Source organism: Psychrobacter sp. NPDC078409, assembly GCF_050268505.1.
Classification (GTDB): domain Bacteria; phylum Pseudomonadota; class Gammaproteobacteria; order Pseudomonadales; family Moraxellaceae; genus Psychrobacter.
In genome coordinates this window covers 258,098-280,007 of record NZ_JBNNGW010000002.1, presented here as the reverse complement: position 1 = coordinate 280,007, position 21,910 = coordinate 258,098, and the positions used below count along the sequence as shown (strand labels likewise).

19 protein-coding genes are annotated in these 21,910 nt (G+C 43.4%); 12 read left to right on the top strand and 7 right to left on the bottom strand.

The annotated features are described in order from the left end of the window. Positions 1-208: 208 nt before the first annotated feature. The 3 genes from ACQKC9_RS04260 (at position 209) to ACQKC9_RS04250 (ending at position 3,401) form a co-directional block, all read left to right on the top strand. Positions 209-1,123 carry a MaoC family dehydratase gene (locus ACQKC9_RS04260; protein WP_102090945.1) on the top strand — a complete coding sequence of 305 codons (915 nt, stop codon included), beginning with the start codon at positions 209-211 and terminating at the stop codon, positions 1,121-1,123. Between the two features lie 57 nt (positions 1,124-1,180). Continuing rightward, positions 1,181-1,753 (top strand): beta-lactamase hydrolase domain-containing protein, encoded by a 573-nt coding sequence (locus ACQKC9_RS04255; protein WP_427620624.1) that lies wholly within the window; start codon positions 1,181-1,183, stop codon positions 1,751-1,753. Between the two features lie 211 nt (positions 1,754-1,964). Further along, on the top strand, positions 1,965-3,401 hold the full coding sequence (locus ACQKC9_RS04250; RefSeq protein ID WP_427620623.1) for a serine hydrolase domain-containing protein: 1,437 nt from the start codon (positions 1,965-1,967) through the stop codon (positions 3,399-3,401). Positions 3,402-3,456: 55 nt separating this feature from the next. Here the strand turns inward: ACQKC9_RS04250 and ACQKC9_RS04245 are convergent, their stop codons facing one another. The 3 genes from ACQKC9_RS04245 to ACQKC9_RS04235 all read right to left on the bottom strand — a co-directional run bounded on the left by ACQKC9_RS04245 (position 3,457) and on the right by ACQKC9_RS04235 (position 7,860). Further along, the gene (locus ACQKC9_RS04245) at positions 3,457-4,704 is read right to left on the bottom strand and encodes a cation:proton antiporter (RefSeq protein ID WP_427620622.1); all 1,248 of its coding nucleotides are present in this window, start codon (positions 4,702-4,704) and stop codon (positions 3,457-3,459) included. A 250-nt stretch (positions 4,705-4,954) separates the two neighbouring features. Next, on the bottom strand, positions 4,955-6,841 hold the full coding sequence (gene ilvD / locus ACQKC9_RS04240; protein WP_134292494.1) for a dihydroxy-acid dehydratase: 1,887 nt from the start codon (positions 6,839-6,841) through the stop codon (positions 4,955-4,957). Positions 6,842-7,047: 206 nt separating this feature from the next. Further along, positions 7,048-7,860, bottom strand: a complete 813-nt coding sequence (locus ACQKC9_RS04235) for a hypothetical protein (protein WP_427620621.1) — start codon at positions 7,858-7,860, stop codon at positions 7,048-7,050. A 232-nt stretch (positions 7,861-8,092) separates the two neighbouring features. On the opposite strand from ACQKC9_RS04235, the gene ACQKC9_RS04230 reads away from it, so the two are divergent. From ACQKC9_RS04230 to dusB, 3 genes are all read left to right on the top strand, one after another. Further along, positions 8,093-8,533 (top strand): HIT family protein, encoded by a 441-nt coding sequence (locus tag ACQKC9_RS04230; RefSeq protein ID WP_427620620.1) that lies wholly within the window; start codon positions 8,093-8,095, stop codon positions 8,531-8,533. A gap of 310 nt (positions 8,534-8,843) precedes the next feature. Beyond that, complete coding sequence (locus ACQKC9_RS04225; RefSeq protein WP_427620619.1) at positions 8,844-10,889, top strand: BCCT family transporter; 2,046 nt, start codon at positions 8,844-8,846, stop codon at positions 10,887-10,889. A gap of 134 nt (positions 10,890-11,023) precedes the next feature. Further along, positions 11,024-12,055, top strand: coding sequence for a tRNA dihydrouridine synthase DusB (gene dusB / locus ACQKC9_RS04220; protein WP_427620618.1), 1,032 nt, complete (start codon positions 11,024-11,026; stop codon positions 12,053-12,055). 92 nt (positions 12,056-12,147) lie between these two features. Here dusB and ACQKC9_RS04215 read toward each other — a convergent pair whose 3' ends face one another. Then, positions 12,148-12,549: a DUF1622 domain-containing protein gene (locus ACQKC9_RS04215; RefSeq protein WP_427620617.1), complete on the bottom strand. Its 402-nt coding sequence runs from the start codon at positions 12,547-12,549 to the stop codon at positions 12,148-12,150. Positions 12,550-12,770: 221 nt separating this feature from the next. On the opposite strand from ACQKC9_RS04215, the gene ACQKC9_RS04210 reads away from it, so the two are divergent. The 5 genes from ACQKC9_RS04210 to ACQKC9_RS04190 all read left to right on the top strand — a co-directional run bounded on the left by ACQKC9_RS04210 (position 12,771) and on the right by ACQKC9_RS04190 (position 17,640). Then, on the top strand, positions 12,771-13,658 hold the full coding sequence (locus ACQKC9_RS04210) for an SDR family NAD(P)-dependent oxidoreductase (RefSeq protein ID WP_057759469.1): 888 nt from the start codon (positions 12,771-12,773) through the stop codon (positions 13,656-13,658). A gap of 311 nt (positions 13,659-13,969) precedes the next feature. After that, positions 13,970-15,007: a DUF1852 domain-containing protein gene (locus ACQKC9_RS04205; RefSeq protein ID WP_427620616.1), complete on the top strand. Its 1,038-nt coding sequence runs from the start codon at positions 13,970-13,972 to the stop codon at positions 15,005-15,007. 54 nt (positions 15,008-15,061) lie between these two features. After that, positions 15,062-16,090: a methionine synthase gene (locus tag ACQKC9_RS04200; RefSeq protein ID WP_427620615.1), complete on the top strand. Its 1,029-nt coding sequence runs from the start codon at positions 15,062-15,064 to the stop codon at positions 16,088-16,090. A 105-nt stretch (positions 16,091-16,195) separates the two neighbouring features. Next, a complete protein-coding gene (locus tag ACQKC9_RS04195; protein ID WP_427620614.1) occupies positions 16,196-16,711 on the top strand; it encodes a flavin reductase in 516 nt (171 codons plus the stop codon). A gap of 113 nt (positions 16,712-16,824) precedes the next feature. Next, positions 16,825-17,640 (top strand): sulfite exporter TauE/SafE family protein, encoded by an 816-nt coding sequence (locus ACQKC9_RS04190; RefSeq protein ID WP_427620613.1) that lies wholly within the window; start codon positions 16,825-16,827, stop codon positions 17,638-17,640. A 146-nt stretch (positions 17,641-17,786) separates the two neighbouring features. Here the strand turns inward: ACQKC9_RS04190 and ACQKC9_RS04185 are convergent, their stop codons facing one another. The 3 genes from ACQKC9_RS04185 to lipB all read right to left on the bottom strand — a co-directional run bounded on the left by ACQKC9_RS04185 (position 17,787) and on the right by lipB (position 19,973). Next, the gene (locus ACQKC9_RS04185) at positions 17,787-18,251 is read right to left on the bottom strand and encodes a hypothetical protein (protein WP_101205393.1); all 465 of its coding nucleotides are present in this window, start codon (positions 18,249-18,251) and stop codon (positions 17,787-17,789) included. Between the two features lie 157 nt (positions 18,252-18,408). Further along, positions 18,409-18,939, bottom strand: a complete 531-nt coding sequence (locus tag ACQKC9_RS04180; protein WP_057759479.1) for an inorganic diphosphatase — start codon at positions 18,937-18,939, stop codon at positions 18,409-18,411. Between the two features lie 194 nt (positions 18,940-19,133). Then, the gene (gene lipB / locus ACQKC9_RS04175; RefSeq protein WP_427620612.1) at positions 19,134-19,973 is read right to left on the bottom strand and encodes a lipoyl(octanoyl) transferase LipB; all 840 of its coding nucleotides are present in this window, start codon (positions 19,971-19,973) and stop codon (positions 19,134-19,136) included. A 406-nt stretch (positions 19,974-20,379) separates the two neighbouring features. Between lipB and ACQKC9_RS04170 the strand changes: the two genes are divergently transcribed. Continuing rightward, positions 20,380-21,864, top strand: coding sequence for a coniferyl aldehyde dehydrogenase (locus ACQKC9_RS04170; RefSeq protein WP_427620611.1), 1,485 nt, complete (start codon positions 20,380-20,382; stop codon positions 21,862-21,864). Positions 21,865-21,910: the final 46 nt, after the last annotated feature.

Sequence of the window (21,910 nt, the reverse complement as noted above, 5' to 3'; positions counted from 1 at the left end):
AAAGTGTAATAAAGCTGCCCAAGGGTGGCTTTTTTATGATAAAAACACAAGAACCAATAGCCAAACTATTTTTTGCTATTAAAGATACTCATGAGGTTGATTAAATTTAATGCTTATTAGATGATTTAATAGTAGGCTTTAGTCAATGACTGCAGATTGTCTTTATATACGTTAAAGAACTTGTTCAAGCCACACTTAGGATGTACTTATGTCAGACAAACATTATGATGCGTTGCCAAAAGCGCACACCACTTATGCCAATATTGTCAAAAGCTTATTGCCTATCGGTAATGGTGGCAAGGTCAGTAGAGACCAGTTGCCACAATCTACTTACTATGTAGATGACTTGCATATCGATCAAGAAAACCTAGACGACTATCGCAAAATTTGCGGTTTTGCTGATGATGGCAAAGTACCAGCGACTTACTTCTCGGTATTGTCACAGACGCTGCAGATGAACATGATGGTCAAAGAGCCATTCCCATTTGCCATGTTAGGTCTTGTTCATGTTGATAATAGCGTCACCCAGTATCGTCCGATTGGAGAGCGTGAAACGGTAGCAATGTCGGTCACTTTTGACAACCTGCGCGATCATGCCCAAGGTCAGCAGTTTGATTTTGTCACTATTGTAAAGTCAGAAGATGAAGTCATCTGGGAAGGCACATCGACTTATTTATCACGTAGCAAAAAACCTAGCAGTAAAGATAAGAAGAGCGCGCCGCGTCCGGTTATGGTCAAGCCTGAAGTAAACGAAGAAGGTGTTCATAGCATTTTTGAAGTGCCAGAAGATATCGGTCGTCGTTATGCTTTTGTCTCAGGCGACTTTAACTTGATTCATTTGCATCCACTATCAGCACGCGCGTTTGGTTTCCCTAAAGCGATTGCACACGGTATGTGGTCAAAGGCTAAGTGTCTTGCTCTGATGGGTGACTTGCCTGATGCTTACACAATTGACGTCTCATTTAAGCTGCCTATCTTTTTGCCAGCTGAAGTAGAGCTGATTGCTGAGCCAGTAGCCCAACTTACAAACGTAGATGATACTTGTGAGTTTGGATTATATAGCTCTAAAAACAATAAACCGCATTTGGCGGGTGTTGTAACCTTAAAGAGCGACAGCAAGTAATATAAACATCATAAAGCTTCTATTTTACAGCCATATTTAACGTACATATTTATTATTATGACTTCACAAAACATGCCTTCAGAAGAAAACGCGATAGACGTAGATCAATCAAATAGCTCGATAGCAACCAATACGGCCGCTGCTAACGATAGCGGCGCTAACATTCATGTTAGTGCCGATAATGGCGTTGATTTGGCCGATATCTTTGAGCCTTATTTTCGTCCAGATGCAAACACTATCGTGTGCGGTGCATTAGATGACGGAAAAGTTGCGGCTTTAGCGAAAGCAGGTGTCGAGCTGGTCATCAACTTGCAGCTTGATGACGAGTTAAGCTTTGATGAGGCATCAGCAGTTGAGCAAGCAGGTATGCACTACGAACAGCTGCCTATCAGCGGTGCTAAAGAGCTAAAGCAGCTTAAAATCTTGGCGTTTGATAATGTATTACGCCAACATCATGGCAAAAAAGTCGCTATGCACTGTGGGTCGGGTAATAGAGTAGGAGCTGCAATAGCGCTGCGGGCAGGATGGTTGCGTGGACGTAAGATGGATACGGCGATGGAACGTGGTCGCAGTCATGGTTTGACCAAGCTTGAACAAGAAGTTCATAATCGTTTGCTAGTACCGCGTTAACTATATTTATGGCATCGAATGTGAACGCTGCCTTAGATGTTAACAAACTCTAAAAATATCATCGAAATAAATAATAAAAAAGGCGACCAATAGGTGGCCTTTTTTATTGGCTCACAATTCATTTATACTGGTTCAAATATTTTATGTAGCTTGTGTATTACTATCATTTTAAAAATAGAATAATTCATATCACTGGAGCAAGGTAATAATAATGGATCATAATACAGAGAATTCTAATACACCCATAAACGCTGACTTTCAAAACAAATTACAGCAATTACTGACAGATTTGCAGCTTGATGATGCACCCGCTGGCGGGGCCGTGGCCGTGTATCAGGCAGGTCAATGTATAGCGCAAGCCAGTACAGGTATGGCACGTCCTGATATGTCGTGGCAGCCTGATACGTTGGCCATTAATTTTTCTACTGGTAAAGGAGTATTGGCAACGTTGGTTCATGTGCTGGTTTCGCAGCAACTGATCGAATATGACAAACCTATTGCCCATTACTGGCCAGAATTTGCTGCAAACGGCAAAGACCAAATTACGTTGCGACAAATCATGTCACATCAGGCCGATCTGTTTTCGATTCAAAGTATTGATGTTGATAGCGAGACGGTACTCGATTGGGATACGATGCTGCGCCACATTGCAGCGATGCCTATTACTTCTCCCGAAGATGCGACCAAGTATGACAGCGCTTATAGTGCATTGGTCTACGGTTGGGTATTGGGCGGCGTAGTAGAGGCGGTCACGAATCTATCGTTCGCTGAAGCACTGAGCCAGTCTCTAACAGAGCCTCTGGGTATTGCCGACAGCTGCTATTTTGGTGTGCCAGATAGTAAAGTAGATCAGGTGGCAAAATTAGCCAAAGATTTTGAAGAAACAGAGGATACAAGCTCTCAATTGAAATCGAGACGCCAAAAACCAACCTTAAAAGTAGACTCTCAAGAGACTTTACGTACTTATGCAAGCTTGCCTAGTTATCATTGTTGGCAACAGAAAATGCTAAATGATAAGCGTGCAGCTGAGACGCAAAGTAGCCTTAATGACAGCCTTGATGAAAATCTAGATAGCCCTGATATTGATAACGTACAACCTATCTTAAATACGGCGCGTATCAATAGTTTATATTTCAATACCAGTCAGCTCAATCTAAAAAACTATAAGGCAGCGCTGATACCTGCTGGCAAGCATGCCCTTGACTATTATAATCGTCAGACGCTACAGGCGGTCATTCCAGCGGCAAATGGTGTCGCTTCCGCCAAAGCATTGGCAACAATTTACGCAATGCTCGCTAATGGCGGTATATGGCAAGGGAAAACGCTGATTGATAGTGCTACTTTTGAGCAGTTATCTACTCCGCAAGTTAAGGGTTTAGATGCGGTTATGCCAGCGGCCATGAAATGGCGATTGGGCTACCATAGATTATTTAGCTTGTATGCTAACAACGAGGATACGGATAAGGGAATGAGTCCTGCTTTATCAGGATTTGGGCATATGGGATATAACGGCTCGGTTGCTTGGTGCGACCCTGAGCGCCAATTGTCATTTGCTTTTATTCATAATTTTGATACCACTATGCTCAATGACGTTCGTCAGTTTGCGCTGACAGAAGCCGTCTTGAGCTGGGTAGAAGAGATACTTTAATAATGCCAACTTCAATCGCGAATTGATTCTGTTTCAAATATAAGCAGCATTAATTTTAATGCTGCTTGTTTGGTGTCATTTTAAGCAGTCTTGATGCGCTAAGACCGTGTATAAAGATAGAAGTCAAGATGACAATCGAACAGACAATCCACAGTTTGAGCGCATCTTCATCCGCGAAGAAACCTTGATTGAGCGCATAGGACAGATAATACAAAGTACCGATACCGCGAATACCCAAAGCCGATATTGCGTATTTCTCGGTATGAGGTAAGTTCAATCCTGATAAGGCAATAAATCCACCAATTGGACGTATAAGTAGTAAGAAGGTAAAGCTGACGATATAGACGCGCCATGTCAGCTCGACACCTGCTTGCAACCCTTGACCAAGGAACATGCCAAAGATAACCAGCACTAATGACATTAGTAAGCCTTCTGATTGCTCAGCGAAATCATGCAGTTTCTGGTGATAAGTATGCTCACACTCCGAGCGACGAAACGCAAATGCGGCCACAAATACAGCGATAAAGCCATAACTGTGTACATACTCAGCAAGACCATAGGCTAGTAGCGTCAACGCAATAACCACATAGCCTTGCGAGATGGTAGTTTCGCGAGTGTGTTTAGAAAACACGACTTTGGCCAACATTTTACCAACCAATACACCTACCACTACGCCTGCGCCAATCTTCCATAAGACATCATGAGTAAACCACGACCATAGCATCTCGTAAGTAAAGGCTTTGCCTTCACTGAATGCTTCTGCGATCTTAATCGCTAGATATACAAACGGAAAAGCCAGGCCATCGTTCAACCCGGCCTCTGACGTTAAGGTAAAGCGCGGTGTGTCTTCTCCTCCTGTATTGGGAGGTCCCACCTGAATGCTCGAAGCTAACACGGGATCAGTGGGCGCTAACACTGCACCTAATAAGATAGCTGCACCAAGGCTCAAACCAAACGCGTAATACCCCAAGACTGCCATCGCAAAAATACCAATAGGCATGGTAATAAGTAGTAGCCTTACTGTTGGTCGCCACAATCGCCAAGACAGCTCTGTATCGATTTTAATACCAGCACCAACCAATGAGACCAGTACAACAATCTCAGTCAGTTTTTCGATGAGTAAACCGTTATCAAGTGGGTCTAAAAAGGATAAAGACGTCCACCAGTAGCCCATCATCAGACCGAAGCTGACTTGGAGCATCGGTAATGAGATAGAGGTGCGCTTAAAAATAACAGGAAACAAGGCCCCGAGTAAAAAGGCAATCCCGCAGATTAATAAGAATAAGTTATATTTTTCAATCATAAGGTTTACGCACGTCGTTATGTTTTAAGGGTCAATTTTAAGAGAGTAATTTTAGATATTGATGACAATTCACAGCAATAGTTGATAGTCAATCACTGATACTCTTTATCATGACGCCAAAATAAAATAATTACCGCAGAAAATAGTTATCAAAACGACCGCTACGTTGTTTTTTGGTGAAAAAAAAGCCTGCGTTGCGCAGGCTTAATATGTTTTTATCAGTATGTTTGTATCATTAATAGCTTACAGACTAGCGCTCGACTTGGCTCACGTCACGTACGGCACCAGTATCAGCACTGGTAGTCATAGCAGCATAAGCACGTAATGCTGGCGAGACATGACGGTCACGGTTGACAGGCTTCCATGCATCACGACCACGCGCTTCCATAGCTTCTCGGCGAGCGGCTAAGTCTGCATCACTCACTTTCATGTTGATGGTACGGTTTGGGATATCGATATGAATACTATCGCCTTCTTCAACCAAACCAATCGCACCGCCTTCAGCAGCTTCTGGGCTGGCATGACCAATTGATAGACCTGATGTACCACCAGAGAAACGACCATCGGTAAGTAGAGCACATTCTTTACCCAATCCTTTTGACTTCAGATAAGTCGTTGGGTACAGCATTTCTTGCATACCAGGGCCGCCTTTAGGGCCTTCGTAGCGAATGATGACCACATCGCCTGCAACGATTTGATCAGCCAATACCGCAGCAACCGCATCATCTTGTGATTCAAATAGACGCGCGCGACCAGTAAAGGTCAAGATGCTTTCGTCGACGCCTGCGGTTTTGACCACACAGCCGCGCTCGGCGATATTGCCATATAGTACGGCTAAGCCGCCATCTGTAGAGTAGGCGTGTTTGGCACTACGGATACAGCCTGACTCACGGTTGACGTCGAGGTTTGACCACTCTTTTGATTGTGAGAATGCTTCTGTGGTACGTACGCCACCAGGTGCTGCAAGGAAGCGTGCGCGAGCTTCATGATTGTCAGGGTTCATGATGTCCCACTTATCGATCGCCTCTTTCATCGTTGCGCTATGGATAGTTGGCACATCAGTTTTTAATAACTCAGCGCGATCAAGCTCAGCGAGTAATGCAAAGACACCGCCAGCACGATGCACGTCTTCCATATGGTATTTCTGTGAGGCAGGGGCTACTTTTGCCAGACAAGGCACACCGCGACTTAGGCGGTCGATATCAGCCATCTTAAAGTCGATTTCTGCTTCATTAGCCGCAGCAAGTAGATGCAAGATGGTATTGGTTGAGCCGCCCATGGCGATATCTAAGCTCATGGCATTTTCAAAAGCGGCTTTGGTAGCGATAGAGCGTGGTAGTACAGAGTCATCATCTTGCTCATAACGACGCTTAGCAAGCGACACAATGGTACGACCCGCTTCTAAGAATAGCTCGCGGCGCAATGAATGAGTAGCTAGCAGTGAGCCATTACCTGGTAAAGCTAAGCCTAAAGCTTCGGTCAAGCAGTTCATCGAGTTGGCGGTAAACATACCAGAGCACGAACCACAAGTAGGGCAGGCTGAAGCCTCGATAGCGGCGACGTCTTCATCACTGATGCTATCATCAGCCGCGTCCATCATTGCATCGACTAGGTCAAGTTTGCGAACAGCACTGCTGTCACTACTATCGGTATTGTGGCTCTTACCAACGGTACTGGCTAAGATTTTGCCCGCTTCCATTGGGCCACCTGAGATAAACACCACTGGAATGTTAAGGCGCATGGCGGCCATCAACATACCCGGAGTGATTTTGTCACAGTTAGAAATACAAACTAGCGCATCTGCACAGTGGGCATTGACCATATACTCGACAGAATCAGCGATCAAATCACGGCTTGGTAGCGAGTACAACATACCGCTATGGCCCATCGCAATACCATCATCGACCGCAATGGTATTAAACTCTTTTGCAACGCCGCCTGCTTGCTCAATTTCACGGGCGACCAGCTGTCCAAGGTCTTTTAGATGCACATGGCCGGGTACAAACTGGGTAAAAGAGTTAGCAATCGCAATGATTGGCTTGCCAAAGTCGCCGTCAGTCATGCCGGTTGCACGCCATAATGCGCGCGCGCCTGCCATATTACGACCGCCGGTAGAGGTTTTTGAGCGATAATCCATGTGATATTCCTTACAAATAGGCGGGGTTATAAAAATGTGCACCCTTAGTTTTAATAGGGATAGTGTGCTTTTTATAGAGAGTGAGTACTAGTGAATAATACTAATTCGTTACCATACCATTAGATATGAATAATTAAAAACAATATGCTAATAACAGTGAATTAATAATCACAAGCGATGAACGAAAAAACAGTTATTCAAAATAGCTACTCAATACGTTCTAATATGGCTTTGTCAAACCAAGGAAGATCAGCTTTGTCTGCTTCTAATTTTACAATGGCTGCAAGCGCATGAGTAGCCAGTAACTGTTGATAATCGCCACTAGCTTCAATCGTCAGCAATGATTCGACAGGTAGTGCTTGCGTATTGGGGTTTTGCTCGTCAATACTAATTAATATTTGTTTATTATTTTTATAAAGGACGTCTACACGACCAAAAAACTGCCAGTCTTTGAACGCTGCCGTAATTGCATCTGCAGCATCCTTGGTATATACCTGCTGCGTCTCTTTACCCGTATTGGTCCAGTGTAGTCGTACGGCCAATTGCAATGCCTCACTAAATACGACCAACGAGCCGATAATTTTCACATGCCAAGGACTGGTCAGCAGCTCATCGTCAATACCAATTAACTTGGCAGCCTCATGAGCCGACATAGGTGTGTTAAATTGAAGCAGTAACTCAGGAGTGAGCGGGTGAGTTTGTTTGATCGCATCATCTAAACTGTCATAGTGATACAAAAAGGGCAGTGGCAAATCTTGTGTGACAGTTTTCTTTATAATTTTACAATTGTGTATCTGCCAGCTGATGGCTTTATCAGTCAATGCTTCTGCTAATATGATAGCGTTCGGATCGATAGTTTGAGTACTATTGTCAGGCTCAGTACTAAGTTGCTCTAAGCCAGTACTATCAGGCACAGAGACATTTGATCCAGACGTTTGGGCATTGTCATTGAGTGTTGAAGACGGGTCGCCGTTATCTAGGCTATCTGATCTATTGGTCGGCAAAGTAGGCAAATCCATAAGCATAGCGTTATTAAAATAGAGGGTTAATATAACATTTTAAGGGCATGGCCCGCCAATAAATTAGTGAGCTAGTATGGTTGGAATATGGCTTGATATTTTTCAAATTCGATTGTCATACTGACTTGTACTAAGGCTATATTTCGTCCACTATATGACAGATGCTTTTATCTATTTTGGATAGCTATTAAGCTATTAATTAACTGATAATAAAACCCTTAAAGGAAAAATAATGACTGAATTGAATCAACAGACCACTTATGATGACAATAATATCTTTGCCAAAATGCTAGATGGTGATATTCCATATCACAAAGTATATGAAGATGATAAAACGCTCGCCTTTATGGATATCATGCCGCAAGCAGAAGGCCATGTATTGGTGATACCAAAGCAAAAAGCGGTAGATCTGGCCGATCTTGAGCCAGAGTACGCTGCTGCGGTATTAATGACCTCTAAAAAGGTAATGCAAGCCCAGCGTCAAGTTTTTGAGCGTGAAGGCGTTATCCAAATGCAGTTAAATGGTTCACAAGCAGGTCAAACAGTCTTTCATTATCATGTGCATCTCATTCCATCAAGTATCCATGAATTGGGTCGTCATGCGGTGACCCAAGCTGATAATAATGATTTGGCAGATATTGCTCAGAAACTGGCGGCAGTGATTGATGCCTAGTTAGGAAACAGAGTGCTTCTATTTAGGTACAAAATATTGGTATTTACGAATTAGCGAGCATTTATAGATTATAAATTACCAAAGTAGAATCCATATACAATCAAAAGGCAGCTAGCAAGCTGCCTTTTTTATTTTCTTGGTAATAGTCATGTAACATTCGTTAAAGTCATGTTACGAGTTGAACGCTTGTCTAGGGTTTTGGAAAAGAGTGTGATAATTATTATAACCATTCACACACATTTTCTAATCTTTGCCTTAATTAAAAATTTTCATAAAAAGGCATTGTTAACTTTTGAGGATATTATCTTTCATGAGTAAATTACCTCGTTCGACTATTTTATTGCCAGTCTTTGTACCTGCAGCAATTATTATGCTGCTATTGGTCATCGGTACTGCGATCAATCCTGAAGCAGCGGGTGCTCTGTTCAGTGATGTGCTTAGTTTTACGACTGAGACATTTGGCTGGTTTTATATGCTGGCAGTTGCACTGTTTTTGATGTTCATTATTGTACTGGCGTTTTCGTCTTATGGCAGTATCAAGCTGGGCCCTGATCATGCTGAGGCAGAGTACGGATTCCTTGAATGGTTTGCCATGCTGTTTTCGGCAGGTTACGGGATTGCGCTACTGTTTTATGGGGTAGCGGAACCAGTGATGCACTTTTCTAGTCCGCCAATGTCGGATCCGCAGACTATCGCCGCGGCAAAAGAAGCGATGCAAATTGCGTATTTTCATTGGGGTTTTCATATTTGGGCAATTTATGGTGTCGTTGGTTTATCACTAGCGTATTTTGCGTTTCGTCATGGTCTACCACTATCAATACGCTCGACGCTGTATCCGATTATTGGTGACAGGATTCATGGCCCTATCGGTCATACAGTCGATGTGTTTGCGATATTAGGTACGATGTTTGGTATTGCGACCAGTCTTGGCTTGTCGGTGTCGCAAATCAATGCGGGACTCAATTATCTATTGCCAGATATCATTCCAGTGAATACGACCATACAGGTGATTGCTATTGCCTTGGTGACCGCCGCGGCACTGGTATCGGTATTAGCAGGGATGGATAAGGGTGTAAAACGCTTATCTATTTTAAATATGCTGTTGGCAACTGCGCTGATGCTGTTCGTATTTGTTGTCGGTCCGACCATTTTTATCTTAAATGCCTTCATGGAAAATACGGGTAGCTATTTGGGTAATATCGTTGAACGTACCTTTAGCTTGCAAGCATACGAGAATAGCAATTGGATCGGCAGCTGGACTTTATTTATTTTTGCATGGACGATTGCATGGGCGCCTTTTGTGGGTCTGTTTATTGCTAAGATCAGCCGTGGTCGTACTATTCGTGAGTTTGTACTTGGTGTCATGCTGGTACCGACCTTCTTTACATTCTTTTGGTTTTCGGTGTTTGGTGATACCGCGCTACACATGATTATGGTCGATGGTTATACCTCATTAATCAGTGAAGTACAAAACAACCAAGCGATCGCTTTGTTTAAACTGTTAGAGAATCTACCGTTTACTGAATTTGTGTCGTCGTTGACCATTTTATTGATTATTACCTTTTTTGTGACGTCATCGGATTCTGGCTCATTGGTAATCGACTCGCTAGCGGCAGGTGGTCGCAGTGATACACCATGGTGGCAGCGTAGCTTTTGGGTAGTGACTGAAGGTGCTGTCGCAGCAGTATTGCTACTTGCAGGTGGTTTAGAAGCCCTACAAACAGCGGCTATCGTTAGTGCGTTACCATTTGCGATTATTATTCTTATTTCAATGTTTGGTATGTGGCGTGCGCTGCGTATCGAAGGACATCGTAATCAGAGCCTCGGTAATGACAACAGACTGCCGCCGCATTTACTCAAACCGTCTGCATGGCGCGAGCGTATTGATTATATGACCGATAAGCCAACGCGTGAAAAGGTTCTTAGCTATATCAAAGAAGTGGTTATGCCTTCGATGATGGAGGTGTCGTCCAAATTTGCAGAAACTGGCTGGACGACTGAGGTCAACTATGACGCGGTCAATAACCGTGCGGTGCTAGAGTTGCAACGTGGTGACGATGTCGAGTTTTGGTATGAAGTTCGCTTATCTGAACATGATGCGCCTGATTATTATACTGAAGACAGCGCAGATACCTTGCCACAAGAGCACCATCATCGCGCTGAGGTGTATCTACGCCGTGGTGGTCAGACCTATGACTTATACGGCTACAAATCTGAATCAGTGATTAATGACATCATTGATCAGTTTGAGAAGTATTTACATTTCCTTAATGTATCGCCTGATAGTCTACCGTGGCGTATGCAAGAGCATGATGATGACATCACGCTAGAGCAGGGCAGTGTGCTTGATAAATAATTAGAGTAATTGTTTGAAATCAAACATCATGTATGCAAGTTATTCACGTGAATAGCTTGCATTATGTGCACGAATCCTTAGAATAACGGCTTGTTTTCATTGACTTACTTCAATCAACTGCAAGCCGTTTTCTTATGTCTATAGACTTTCCTGTTGTACCCACATCTGTGCCAGTGTCTGACCATCCATTGTTGCAGCCATTGAATATCGGTGGCCTGACGATTGAAAACCGTTTAATGGTCGCACCAATGGCAGGCGTGACGGACAACCCCTTTCGCCGACTGTGCAAGTCATTTGGCGCAGGTCATGCGGTCAGTGAAATGATCATCGCTGATACGGCCCTTTATGCGCGCAAAAAATCCTTGTACCGTGCCAATTTTGATAATGAGATTGCGCCTATTTCGGCGCAGATAGCAGGTGCTGAGCCGGACAAATTAGCTGAAGCGGCACGATATCAGATTGATAATGGTGCACAGATTATCGATATCAACATGGGCTGTCCGGCCAAAAAGGTCTGTCGTAAGCTGGCAGGTTCTGCATTATTGCAAGACGAAGATTTGGTCGCGCGATTGCTAGATGCAACGGTCAATGCGGTGAATGCACCTGTCACGCTAAAGACACGTCTAGGTTTTGAGAATGGTCGTGAAAACATTTTACGAGTCGCCAAGCGTGCTGAGCAGGCAGGCATTGCAGCAATTGCTATTCATGGACGTACGCGTGAAGACATGTATACAGGTAATGCACGCTATGAGCTAATACGCGAAGTCAAAGAAAGCATCAGTATTCCTGTCATTGCCAATGGTGATATCGATAGCGCACAAAAAGCCCAACACGTCTATGAGATGACAGGCTGTGATGCAGTGATGATTGGGCGTGCTGCACAAGGGCAACCATGGATATTTCGCGATATTGAGCACTTTTTGCGTACAGGCGAGTGTCTGGAGTCACCGAGCGTCAGTAAGATAAAAGAGATCGTACTGGCCCATTTGCAAGAGCTCTATGATTTTTATGGCGAGTACTCAGGCTGCCGTATCGCTCGCAAACATATTGCATGGTATACGACAGGTATTCCAAACTCTAACGCCTTTAGACAGGCGATGTATGGTGAAGAAAGCACGGCTGGACAATTTAAAGTGGTCGAGACTTTTTTGCAGGCGCACGAGTAGTAATCGCTTAAATCTTGTTTTATAAACTCGTGCTAGTTACTTTTCATAGTACTTTTTACGTCTTGCCTTTTGATAGCTCTTTTATATAACAGCTATGCTTTATCAATTGGCACAGTATGATTGTCAGTATCAGACTGTTTATCAGGCGCAGGTTTTCTATTTTGCCAAGGGAATCGACCTTCTAGTTCAACTTGTAGCGATAAGCTTAAAAAGGTTCGAATCAGTACGATAAAACCTAGCACCAGTACGCTGCGTAGCGATGGCTCGGTGACGACAGTAGCCACGATATCAGCGGCGATTAGCACCTCTAACCCTAACAATATAGATTTGCCTACGGTCTGTCTGATCTCGACATAAGTATCATTGTTGAAATGGCCAGACGCTCGAAAAGCTTTATACAAGGCAAGAAATAGCCCAAAAAACATAATGAGGACGCCAATGACTTCGATCATTTTGGCAATTAAGTCGATATAGTGAGTTAGTGTGTCTATCAAAGCAGGTACTCCTCATAATTAATCAAAAAAAAGCTTAGCATTTAACACTTAGGACTTAACAATAAGCTAAAAATATGTTTATAAATATTTATGTAGACGACGAAATTTGTAAAGATCCCGTTAGCTAACGCCCACTGTGGTTTTGTTCACTCCATACGACATTTTTTTGCTATGCTATAACCGAATACCAATAACTATAGAATAAACGAAAAGGACTTTTTATGGCCAATCTCTCGAAAAAAGCAATCACCAAAGCCGTCAAGGGCAAGAATATTATCATCACAGGCGCTTCAAGTGGTATCGGTGAGCGTACGGCTTTTTTGCTCAGTGAATGTGGCGCGCATGTTATTTTGCTGGCCCGTACTGAAGATAAGCTAAAAATGGTCAAAGAAAATATTGAAACACTTGGCGGCGCGGCTAGCTACTATCCATGCGATCTTACCAATATGGATGAGATTGAAAAAACCAGTGAAAAGATTTTGGCTGACTTTAAACATGTCGATGTACTAGTCAACAATGCAGGACGTTCGATTCGCCGTTCAGTGCATGAATCGGTCAACCGTTTTCATGATTTTGAACGTACTATGGAGATTAATTATTTTGGCGCGGTCAAAATCATTCTTGGTTTCTTGCCAACGATGATTGGTCGTCAAACTGGTCAAATCGTGAACATATCCTCAATTGGGGTATTGGCTAATAGCCCTCGTTTTTCAGCGTATGTCGCGTCAAAGGCGGCCTTAGATGCATTTAGTCGCTGTCTGGCTGCTGAAGTCAAAGGCGATAACATCAAAGTAACCAATATTTTTATGCCACTTGTACGTACCCCAATGATAGCGCCAACCAAGCTATACCGTTATATGCCAGCACTGATGCCCGATGAAGCAGCGATGATGGTCGCAAAAGCTATCGTTCATAAGCCAAATAGCATTGCGAGTAATATGGGTAAATTTGCCTCGGCGACTTATTCACTGGTACCAGCCTTTAACGTTGGTGTTCAGTCCATTGGCTATCGTATTTTCCCAAGTTCGACTGCTGCGCAAACGACTGATAGCAAGCCTAATCTTGCTCAACGCGCCTTTGCCAAAATCCTTCCTGGTGAGCATCACTAGAATCGATTTGTTATCAGGCTCGAATTTGGATAAGGAGGATACTACGGTATCCTTTTTTTATGCCTTAAAAATATGCTTAAGCAGTACAAAAGCCTTCTTCGCCGCCAGTGCGTGAAAGGCTTAGTTATACGTTAAATGAACTCTTAAAACTTCCGCTGTTAAATTTCCTTTGTATCTCTAATTTCTAATAAGATGAATAAAATTCATCTTATGTTTAGATTGTATCGTTTTTATTCATGTTTAGATTTCGGTATGATTCACCTCATACACAGATTTGGTTTTATCTCAGATAAATAAGGTAGCGGATCACCATGAGTAAAGAATTCAATTGTTCAATTAAGCACATTCGTTTTGACGAAAACTATCAACCTGCAGATAGCACGCGTTTGACGACTAACTTTGCAAATTTGGCACGCGGCGAGCACCGCCAAGAGAACTTACGCAAAACGTTAACCATGATTAATAACCGCTTTAATGCATTGGCGCATTGGGACAATCTGACAGCAGATCGTTATTCTGTTGAAGTTGATATCATCTCTGTCGATCTAGATGTTAAAGGCAATGGTCAGACATTCCCTATTATCGAAACGCTAAAAACCACGATTGTGGATCACAAAGAAAACAAGCGTATCGACGGCATGGTTGGCAACAGTTTCTCCTCTTACGTGCGTGATTATGACTTTAGTATTGTGTTACCAGAGCATCGCGACAAAAACCTAGCATCCATAACACCAGATAATTTTGGTGAGTTGCACGGCAAATTGTTTCAATACTTATTGAACTCAGAAGCTTACAACGCTCATTTTCACAAAAAACCAGTGATTTGCCTGAGCGTGTCAACTAGCAAGACTTACTACCGTACTGTCAATCAGCACCCTGTATTGGGTATTGAATACAAGCAAGATGAATACTCGTTGACCGACGACTATTTTCATAAAATGGGTTTAACGGTACGTTATTTTAAGCCTGAAGGTAGCGCCGCGCCATTAGCCTTTTATTTTGCAGGGGACTTGCTCAGTGACTACACCGATCTTGAGCTGATTAGTGCGATTAGCACCATGGAGACCTTTCAGAAGATCTACCGTCCTGAGATTTACAACGCCAACTCAAGCGCTGGACAAGTATATCAACCGAGCTTGAACTACCAAGACTATTCATTGACTCAAGTGGTCTATGATCGCGCCGAACGTAGTCAAATGGCAGTGACCCAAGGCAGATTTACCGAGACGCATTTTATTAAGCCGTATCAAACAATCCTTGAGGAATGGGCTGCAAGCTATGATGTAACAGGCGAGATTGCTCAAAAAGAAGCCGCTGACAATAAAACGGCTAGGAAGCAAGCCGCTTAACTGAGCATCCCTCATCAACATAATAAAAAATAAATTAATTAGAAGATAAATCGTATGAAACTACTATTACCGACGTCTACCGCTGGCAGCTTACCAAAACCATCTTGGCTAGCAGAACCCGAGAAAATTTGGTCACCTTGGGCGTTAGAGGGCGAGCAGTTGCTTGAAGCCAAGCAAGATGCGCTACGCGTATCATTGCAAGAACAGCAGCATGCAGGGATTGATATTGTCAGTGATGGCGAGCAGACCCGTCAGCACTTTGTGACTACATTCATCGAACACCTTGATGGTGTTGACTTTGAGAAGCGTGAGACGGTCAAAATCCGTAATCGCTACGATGCGAGCGTGCCTTCAGTCGTTGGTGCGGTGAGCCGTCCGAAGTCCGTATTCGTTGATGATGCCAAGTTTTTACGTCAACAAACCAATCAGCCAATCAAATGGGCGTTGCCAGGGCCGATGACGATGATTGATACGTTATATGACGGTCATTATAAAAGCCGTGAAAAATTGGCTTGGGAATTTGCTAAAATCCTGAACCAAGAAGCAAAAGAATTAGAAGCGGCTGGTGTTGATATTATCCAGTTTGATGAGCCCGCATTTAACGTATTCTTTGATGATGTGAACGACTGGGGTATTGCAACTTTAGAGCGCGCCATTGAAGGTCTAAAGTGTGAGACAGCTGTGCATATTTGCTATGGCTATGGCATCAAAGCCAATACCGATTGGAAAAAGACACTGGGCTCAGAGTGGCGCGAATACGAAAAAGCATTTCCTAAACTGCAACAATCAAAAATCGATATCATCTCACTGGAGTGTCAAAACTCACGTGTACCTATGGATTTGATTGAATTGATTCGTGGTAAAAAGGTGATGGTCGGTGCCATTGATGTGGCAACCAACACTATCGAGACACCAGAAGAGGTGGCCGATACGCTACGCAAAGCGCTACAATTTGTCGATGCTGACAAGCTATATCCTGCGACCAACTGCGGCATGGCACCTTTGTCTCGCCAAGTCGCACGTGGTAAGCTCGCAGCACTAAGCGCTGGTGCTCAAATCGTTCGCCAAGAACTGACTGCTTAGAGTCTAGCCGTTTAGGAAATTTTATTTAGAGAACTTCCCTTGTAAAACTAAAATTGAAGCACAATTTTTTAACGTTATTTTTTAACGTTTCTCAGGATTGAAGCAATGATTAAAGATAGGATTGACGCGACCGACTTTAGAGATGCCATGTCTTTGCTAACGACTGCGGTCAATGTGGTGACTACATCAGGCGCGACGGGCATGCATGGGTTTACTGCATCAGCAGTATGTAGTGTCACAGACACACCGCCGACCTTGCTTGTCTGTATGAATCAAACGTCTCGGTCACATGGCTACTTTCTGGAAAATAAGGTTTTAAGTGTCAATGTGTTAGGCGCGCAACATGAGCAGCTGTCCAATGCTTTTGCCTCTAAACTGTGTTCAGAAGAACGGTTTGCATATGGTTCTTGGACACAATTACAAACAGGTGCTCCTGTGTTAGCAGATGCCTTGGTCAGCTTTGATTGTGAGATTGAACAAATTCAAGAAGTCGGCACGCATAGCGTCTTTATGTGCCGCGTTGTCGCAATCAATCAGGCTGAGCCACAAGGCGGCACTGATGAAGGGTTGGTTTACTTTAACCGTGCCTATTCTAGAGTTGGGCAAGTAGAGCTTATTTAATCTAATACCTATTATCCAATACCTAAGCCTATGGAATATTGCTCGTTCAATATTGAGCAGTCGTTTAACTATAATTATCATTTCATTAAATCTAAATAAGAAGTAACTATCCTGTGGAATTAATAACTTTTTTAATAATAGGGGCGCTAGCAGGATTTGCTGCAGGGCTATTCGGAGTAGGCGGTGGCACTATTATCGTACCACTGCTATTTATTGTCTTTACGCAAATGGGTTACAGTCCTGACACTATTATGCATTTGGCTTTGGGTACTTCACTGGCGACTATTATTGTTACGTCCATAAGCTCGCTCATGGCGCATAACAAGAAAGGCGCAGTCATGTGGCCTGTCTTTAAAAATCTGACGCCAGGCTTAGCAATAGGCTGCTTTTTAGGGGCAGGGATAGCAGGACAGATATCTGGGTTGTATCTGCAGTTGATTGTTGGTGTGTTTTTGCTTTGGGTTGCTTATAAAATGTTTATGGGTGGCAAAAAGAAAGCAGATAGCGATGCTGGTAATGTCCATATAGCCTTGCCTTCAAAGCCTAAGCAACTAGCAGCAGGAGCTGGTATCGGTATCGCTTCTGCTATTTTTGGGATTGGCGGTGGTAGCTTAACCGTACCTTATCTCACGCGTTACGGTGTAGTGATGCAAAAAGCCGTTGGAACCTCAGCCGCTTGTGGATTGCCTATCGCGATTGCAGGTGCGCTAGGATTTATGTTCTTTGGCATGCAAGCGCAAGTCGACGTGCCCAATACGATTGGCTTTGTCCATATCTATGCTTTTTTAGGTATTAGTATCATGAGCTTTTTTACCGCCAAGCTAGGCGCAAAAGTCGCTCACGCATTATCGCCGCAGTTGCTGAAAAAATGCTTTGCAGTACTGTTGACCGTCGTAGGCTGTTACTTTTTATATAAAGGATTGCTCTAAGTAATTTGAGATTAATGGACGCTTGAAAGGATTCAGGGGCAGGTTTTCAATTAGCATATCGACTAGCTACATTCTTAAATTATAGCTAGTCGGTATGTGGCTGTATGGGGAACATGTCGAGCCAGTTTCTTATTTAGCTAAATCACTTAACCAAATACTCGCCACAGTATCCAAAATATTCCTATCATCAAGACAGCAATCACGAGCAGTCGTTTTAGCCAATAAGGTAGTAGAGGTTTCTTATAGCCTAAGTCATTCAACTGACTATCGACACCATCTTGTAGCCCCTTAAACCCTTGGCTCTGTTTGGTGGTTTTAACACGATTTTTTACCAATGGCCCAGGCTCGTCTTCTTCTTGCTCTCTATCAAAGCTGATGGCTTGATTTGGAATGCCTTGTTTACTAGCGATGGTATTGAGCTTCTGTTGTTGCTTTACTTTCAGTTGGGTCTCATAAGCATCAATTCTACTTTTGGCTTCATCCATACTGATGTTTTCGTCTGCCGCCAAAGTTTTGATGGCCATTACTAGGTTGTTTTTTTCGACCATCATAATGACGTCTCTTGGCAACTTGGTATTGACCGGTTTTGCGCTAGGGTCGGGGTTAAACATGACTGTCCTTATTACGGCGTATAAGTGTGAATGAGTTATATGCTCATTATAACCATGTTAAATAAGCAATGTTCAAGCAAAAAAATACCGCGGCCACTATGGTGACTGCGGTATTTTCTTATTTATCGTTATTGGTATTTTTGCCAATATTTGATAATTATAGATCTTTCCAGCGTTGGATAGACTCTTTGATGACTTCTTTCGCTTCTGCAACATCACCCCAAGATTCAACAACCGTCGTACCAGCTTTTTTCAGGTCTTTATAATGACTGAAATGGAACTCTAACTGGTTGATCAACTGCTTTGGTAGGTCTTCTAAGCTGTTGTAAGCATTGCCTGTGTCACGGTCGTCAGCAGGGACAACAACGATTTTGTCATCTACTTCGCCATCATCAACAAACTTCATCACACCGATGACTTTTGCTTTTAAGAAAATACCAGTCGGTAGTGGCTGCTCAGTCAATAGCAATACGTCAAGCTCATCACCATCTTCGTCAAGTGTTTGCGGGATAAAACCATAGTTACAAGGTTTGGCAAAAATCTGTGGGTCAATACGGTCAAGCTCAAATACTGCTAATTCGCGATTCCACTCAATTTTATGGCTGCTACCAGCTGGGATCTCTACTACTACGTTGATGATGCCGCCGTCTACGTCGCCTGCGTCCAAAATTTTGTTAAAATCTGCCATAAAATGCTCCAATTTGCTTTTGTTTTAAATGTTTGAATAAGGGGTTGAGCTAGGGATACAGCAAGGATAGTTGCTGCGTCCGATTTGTACTGCATGCGATTATAGCAAGTTTGTACTGAATTTTCTCTTAATGCTTAAGTCTAAGCGTGCAAGATATTATGCAAAAAAAGATTATGCAAAAATGGGCTCAAAACTTACTTGGGTGCGATAGCTCGCAACTCAATCAGTCCAGCATGGCGCTTGGCGATGTTATCAATAAGTTTTTGAGTGACTGTCTCATAGCTGAATGAATCGCTCATTTGCTGTTTAGACTGCGCCTCTAGCTCTGTTTGCTCTGAATCTGTTTGCATGGCTACAAAGTCAGACAGTCGCAACATCTGCATGCCGGCATAGCCACAAGGATTGATGGCGTTAAATGAGGACAGGTCACAATTTAAATTAATCGCAATACCATGGTAGCTAAAGCCATGCTTAATCTTAAAGCCTAGTGAAGCCATTTTTCCAAGCATAATTTTATTATCAAGAGAACTGTCATCTGTAGCGGTGCGGTCATCTGTTGCAACAGTATCTGCATATAGGTAGACACCTGGGGCATCGCGGCGCGCATGAGCACTGATATTGTCACTATTAGACGGTGAGCTACGCAAACAGTCATTGATGACGTCTTCTATCGCTTGCTCAGCATGGGAGACAAGATTGCGCACACTCCATTTGAGGCTGTCCAAGTCAAACAACCAATAGATAACCAGCTGCCCATGACCATGCCATGTCACTTGACCACCGCGATCGGTCTTGATGATAGGTGTATCAGTACGCTGTAATATGTGCTCTTCTTTACCTGCCTGTCCAAGCGTGTAGACGTCGTTATGATCTACAATCCATAATTCATCAGGCGTACGCAGCCCTTGTCGTTTCTTTAGATCGATACGTTCAAGGGTGCGTGCCAGCATCGCATCGAGAGTAGGGACATAATCGGCCGCTGAGAGAGATTTGCTGACAAGCGTATCATTAAGGAGTTGTGTGTCATTTTGCATGAGAGTATCTGTCTTATTATTATCAAGTTTAAAATAAATAATGCTCATCGGTAGTGTAGCAGTTTTGGCGACTATCGCCCAAAGATATATACTGTCGCAATGTCTGTAAGTGGCGTAAATGCTAATAATAAACAGCTAGCAATTGATGATGAAATAATAGGTATAGAACAGTGGTAAGTCGCTTATAAAGGTACTGCTAGTACAGACGCAGTAGTCAACCAAAGGTGCTGTTCATTGCTCAGTCGATGCGCTACATTAAAGTGTGATGAATGGAATCTGATGAAATTTATAGTCAGAGTAGGTTATCAAAGAGTGCACCTGACTAGAAAGATGGAGCCTCTAACCCAATATAGTATAGTGACTACAAACCTTATGACTATTACTATGATTATGACAAGGAAGACAAATGACAGATAGCAACCAAAGCGCCCATGATCAGGCAGTGACCGAGACAGGTTTTGCGCTGCAGCGTGTGCCTGAAGCACTAAGTACGGCGACGACTATCGATGAGATGAAAGCGCAATTTTCACGCTTGCAAATGTTAAGCCGTACCCAGCCAATCAATGATTGGGCCACTCGTACGACGCAGCTAGACAATCTAGAAGTGATGCTTAGTGATAACCAAGAAAGTTTTGCAAAGGCGATTAGTGCAGACTTTGGCTATCGTAGCCAGTCAGAGACGCAGTTTGCTGAGTTGTTTCCTAGCTTTACTGGTATTAGCCACGCCAAAAAACACGGCAAAAAATGGATGAAAGCCCATCGTGCGCCTATTTCAGCGCTGTATATGCCAGCCCATAATGAAATCCAGCCTCAGCCATTGGGTGTGGTCGGTATTATGGTGCCTTGGAACTATCCGTTATTTTTAGCAATTGGCCCGATGATTGATGCACTCACCGCAGGTAACCGTATCATGGTCAAGATGAGTGAAGCTGCGCCGCAATTTGCTCAGACGTTTGCTGACGCCATTGCTCGTTATTTTTCGCCAGATATGATCTGTGTGGTACTCGGTGAAGTTGAGATTGCCGCCGCCTTTAGTAAGTTACCATTTGATCACCTGTTATATACCGGATCGACTGCGGTGGGCAAAAAAGTCATGGCTGCCGCTGCGCCAAATCTAACACCAGTGACACTTGAGCTTGGTGGTAAATCACCAGTAATCGTACTAGATGATGCCAATCTAGAGTCTGTCGTCAATCGAGTGATGATGGGTAAGACACTAAATGCGGGACAGACGTGTATTGCGCCAGATTATGTCTTGATTCAACGTCAATACCATGACCAGTTTATCCAACTCGCAAAAGAGTGGATGACCAAGCATTATCCTAATATTGAAGAAAACCCAGATTATTCTCGCATTATTAATGGTGAGCAGTTCAAACGGGTAAAAGGCTATCTAGATGCGTTAACAGGCGGCGAGGTACATGCGTTAACTGGCGCCGAACCCAATATAGAAAACCGTCTAATGCCGCCAGTCATCGTCAGCGAACCTGCGCCTGACAGCGACCTTATGCAAAACGAGATTTTTGCCCCGATTTTGCCGCTGATGCATTATGAGACGCTTGATGATGCCATTTATTTTGTAAATTCGCGTCCACGCCCATTGGCGCTATATGTGTTTAGTGACAACTACAGCAGTATCGAAAACGTGCGTAATAATACGGTCTCAGGTGGTCTGTGTATCAACGAAGTTCTGATACATGTGGCTCAGCATGACTTGCCATTTGGTGGTGTGGGTGATTCTGGTACTGGCGCGTACCATGGTAAGGCTGGTTTTGAACGCCTCAGCCATATGAAGCCAATTTTTGTCCAAACCAAGCTCAATGGCCTGAATTTACTATTGCCGCCGTATGGTGGACTGTTTAAAAAGGCGATGGCGCTGTTTTTAAAATAACAATTCTTGAGTTAGACATTTTATAGTAGCTATAGAAAGTAATAGT

Excerpts from the sequence above, each read along its gene's own strand:
- ACQKC9_RS04260 (WP_102090945.1), top strand. The coding sequence starts at position 209 with ATGTCAGACAAACATTATGATGCGTTGCCAAAAGCGCACACCACTTAT.
- ACQKC9_RS04255 (WP_427620624.1), top strand. The coding sequence starts at position 1,181 with ATGACTTCACAAAACATGCCTTCAGAAGAAAACGCGATAGACGTAGAT.
- ACQKC9_RS04250 (WP_427620623.1), top strand. The coding sequence starts at position 1,965 with ATGGATCATAATACAGAGAATTCTAATACACCCATAAACGCTGACTTT.
- ACQKC9_RS04245 (WP_427620622.1), bottom strand. The coding sequence starts at position 4,704 with ATGATTGAAAAATATAACTTATTCTTATTAATCTGCGGGATTGCCTTT.
- ilvD (WP_134292494.1), bottom strand. The coding sequence starts at position 6,841 with ATGGATTATCGCTCAAAAACCTCTACCGGCGGTCGTAATATGGCAGGC.
- ACQKC9_RS04235 (WP_427620621.1), bottom strand. The coding sequence starts at position 7,860 with ATGGATTTGCCTACTTTGCCGACCAATAGATCAGATAGCCTAGATAAC.
- ACQKC9_RS04230 (WP_427620620.1), top strand. The coding sequence starts at position 8,093 with ATGACTGAATTGAATCAACAGACCACTTATGATGACAATAATATCTTT.
- ACQKC9_RS04225 (WP_427620619.1), top strand. The coding sequence starts at position 8,844 with ATGAGTAAATTACCTCGTTCGACTATTTTATTGCCAGTCTTTGTACCT.
- dusB (WP_427620618.1), top strand. The coding sequence starts at position 11,024 with ATGTCTATAGACTTTCCTGTTGTACCCACATCTGTGCCAGTGTCTGAC.
- ACQKC9_RS04210 (WP_057759469.1), top strand. The coding sequence starts at position 12,771 with ATGGCCAATCTCTCGAAAAAAGCAATCACCAAAGCCGTCAAGGGCAAG.
- ACQKC9_RS04205 (WP_427620616.1), top strand. The coding sequence starts at position 13,970 with ATGAGTAAAGAATTCAATTGTTCAATTAAGCACATTCGTTTTGACGAA.
- ACQKC9_RS04200 (WP_427620615.1), top strand. The coding sequence starts at position 15,062 with ATGAAACTACTATTACCGACGTCTACCGCTGGCAGCTTACCAAAACCA.
- ACQKC9_RS04195 (WP_427620614.1), top strand. The coding sequence starts at position 16,196 with ATGATTAAAGATAGGATTGACGCGACCGACTTTAGAGATGCCATGTCT.
- ACQKC9_RS04185 (WP_101205393.1), bottom strand. The coding sequence starts at position 18,251 with ATGTTTAACCCCGACCCTAGCGCAAAACCGGTCAATACCAAGTTGCCA.
- ACQKC9_RS04180 (WP_057759479.1), bottom strand. The coding sequence starts at position 18,939 with ATGGCAGATTTTAACAAAATTTTGGACGCAGGCGACGTAGACGGCGGC.
- lipB (WP_427620612.1), bottom strand. The coding sequence starts at position 19,973 with ATGCAAAATGACACACAACTCCTTAATGATACGCTTGTCAGCAAATCT.
- ACQKC9_RS04170 (WP_427620611.1), top strand. The coding sequence starts at position 20,380 with ATGACAGATAGCAACCAAAGCGCCCATGATCAGGCAGTGACCGAGACA.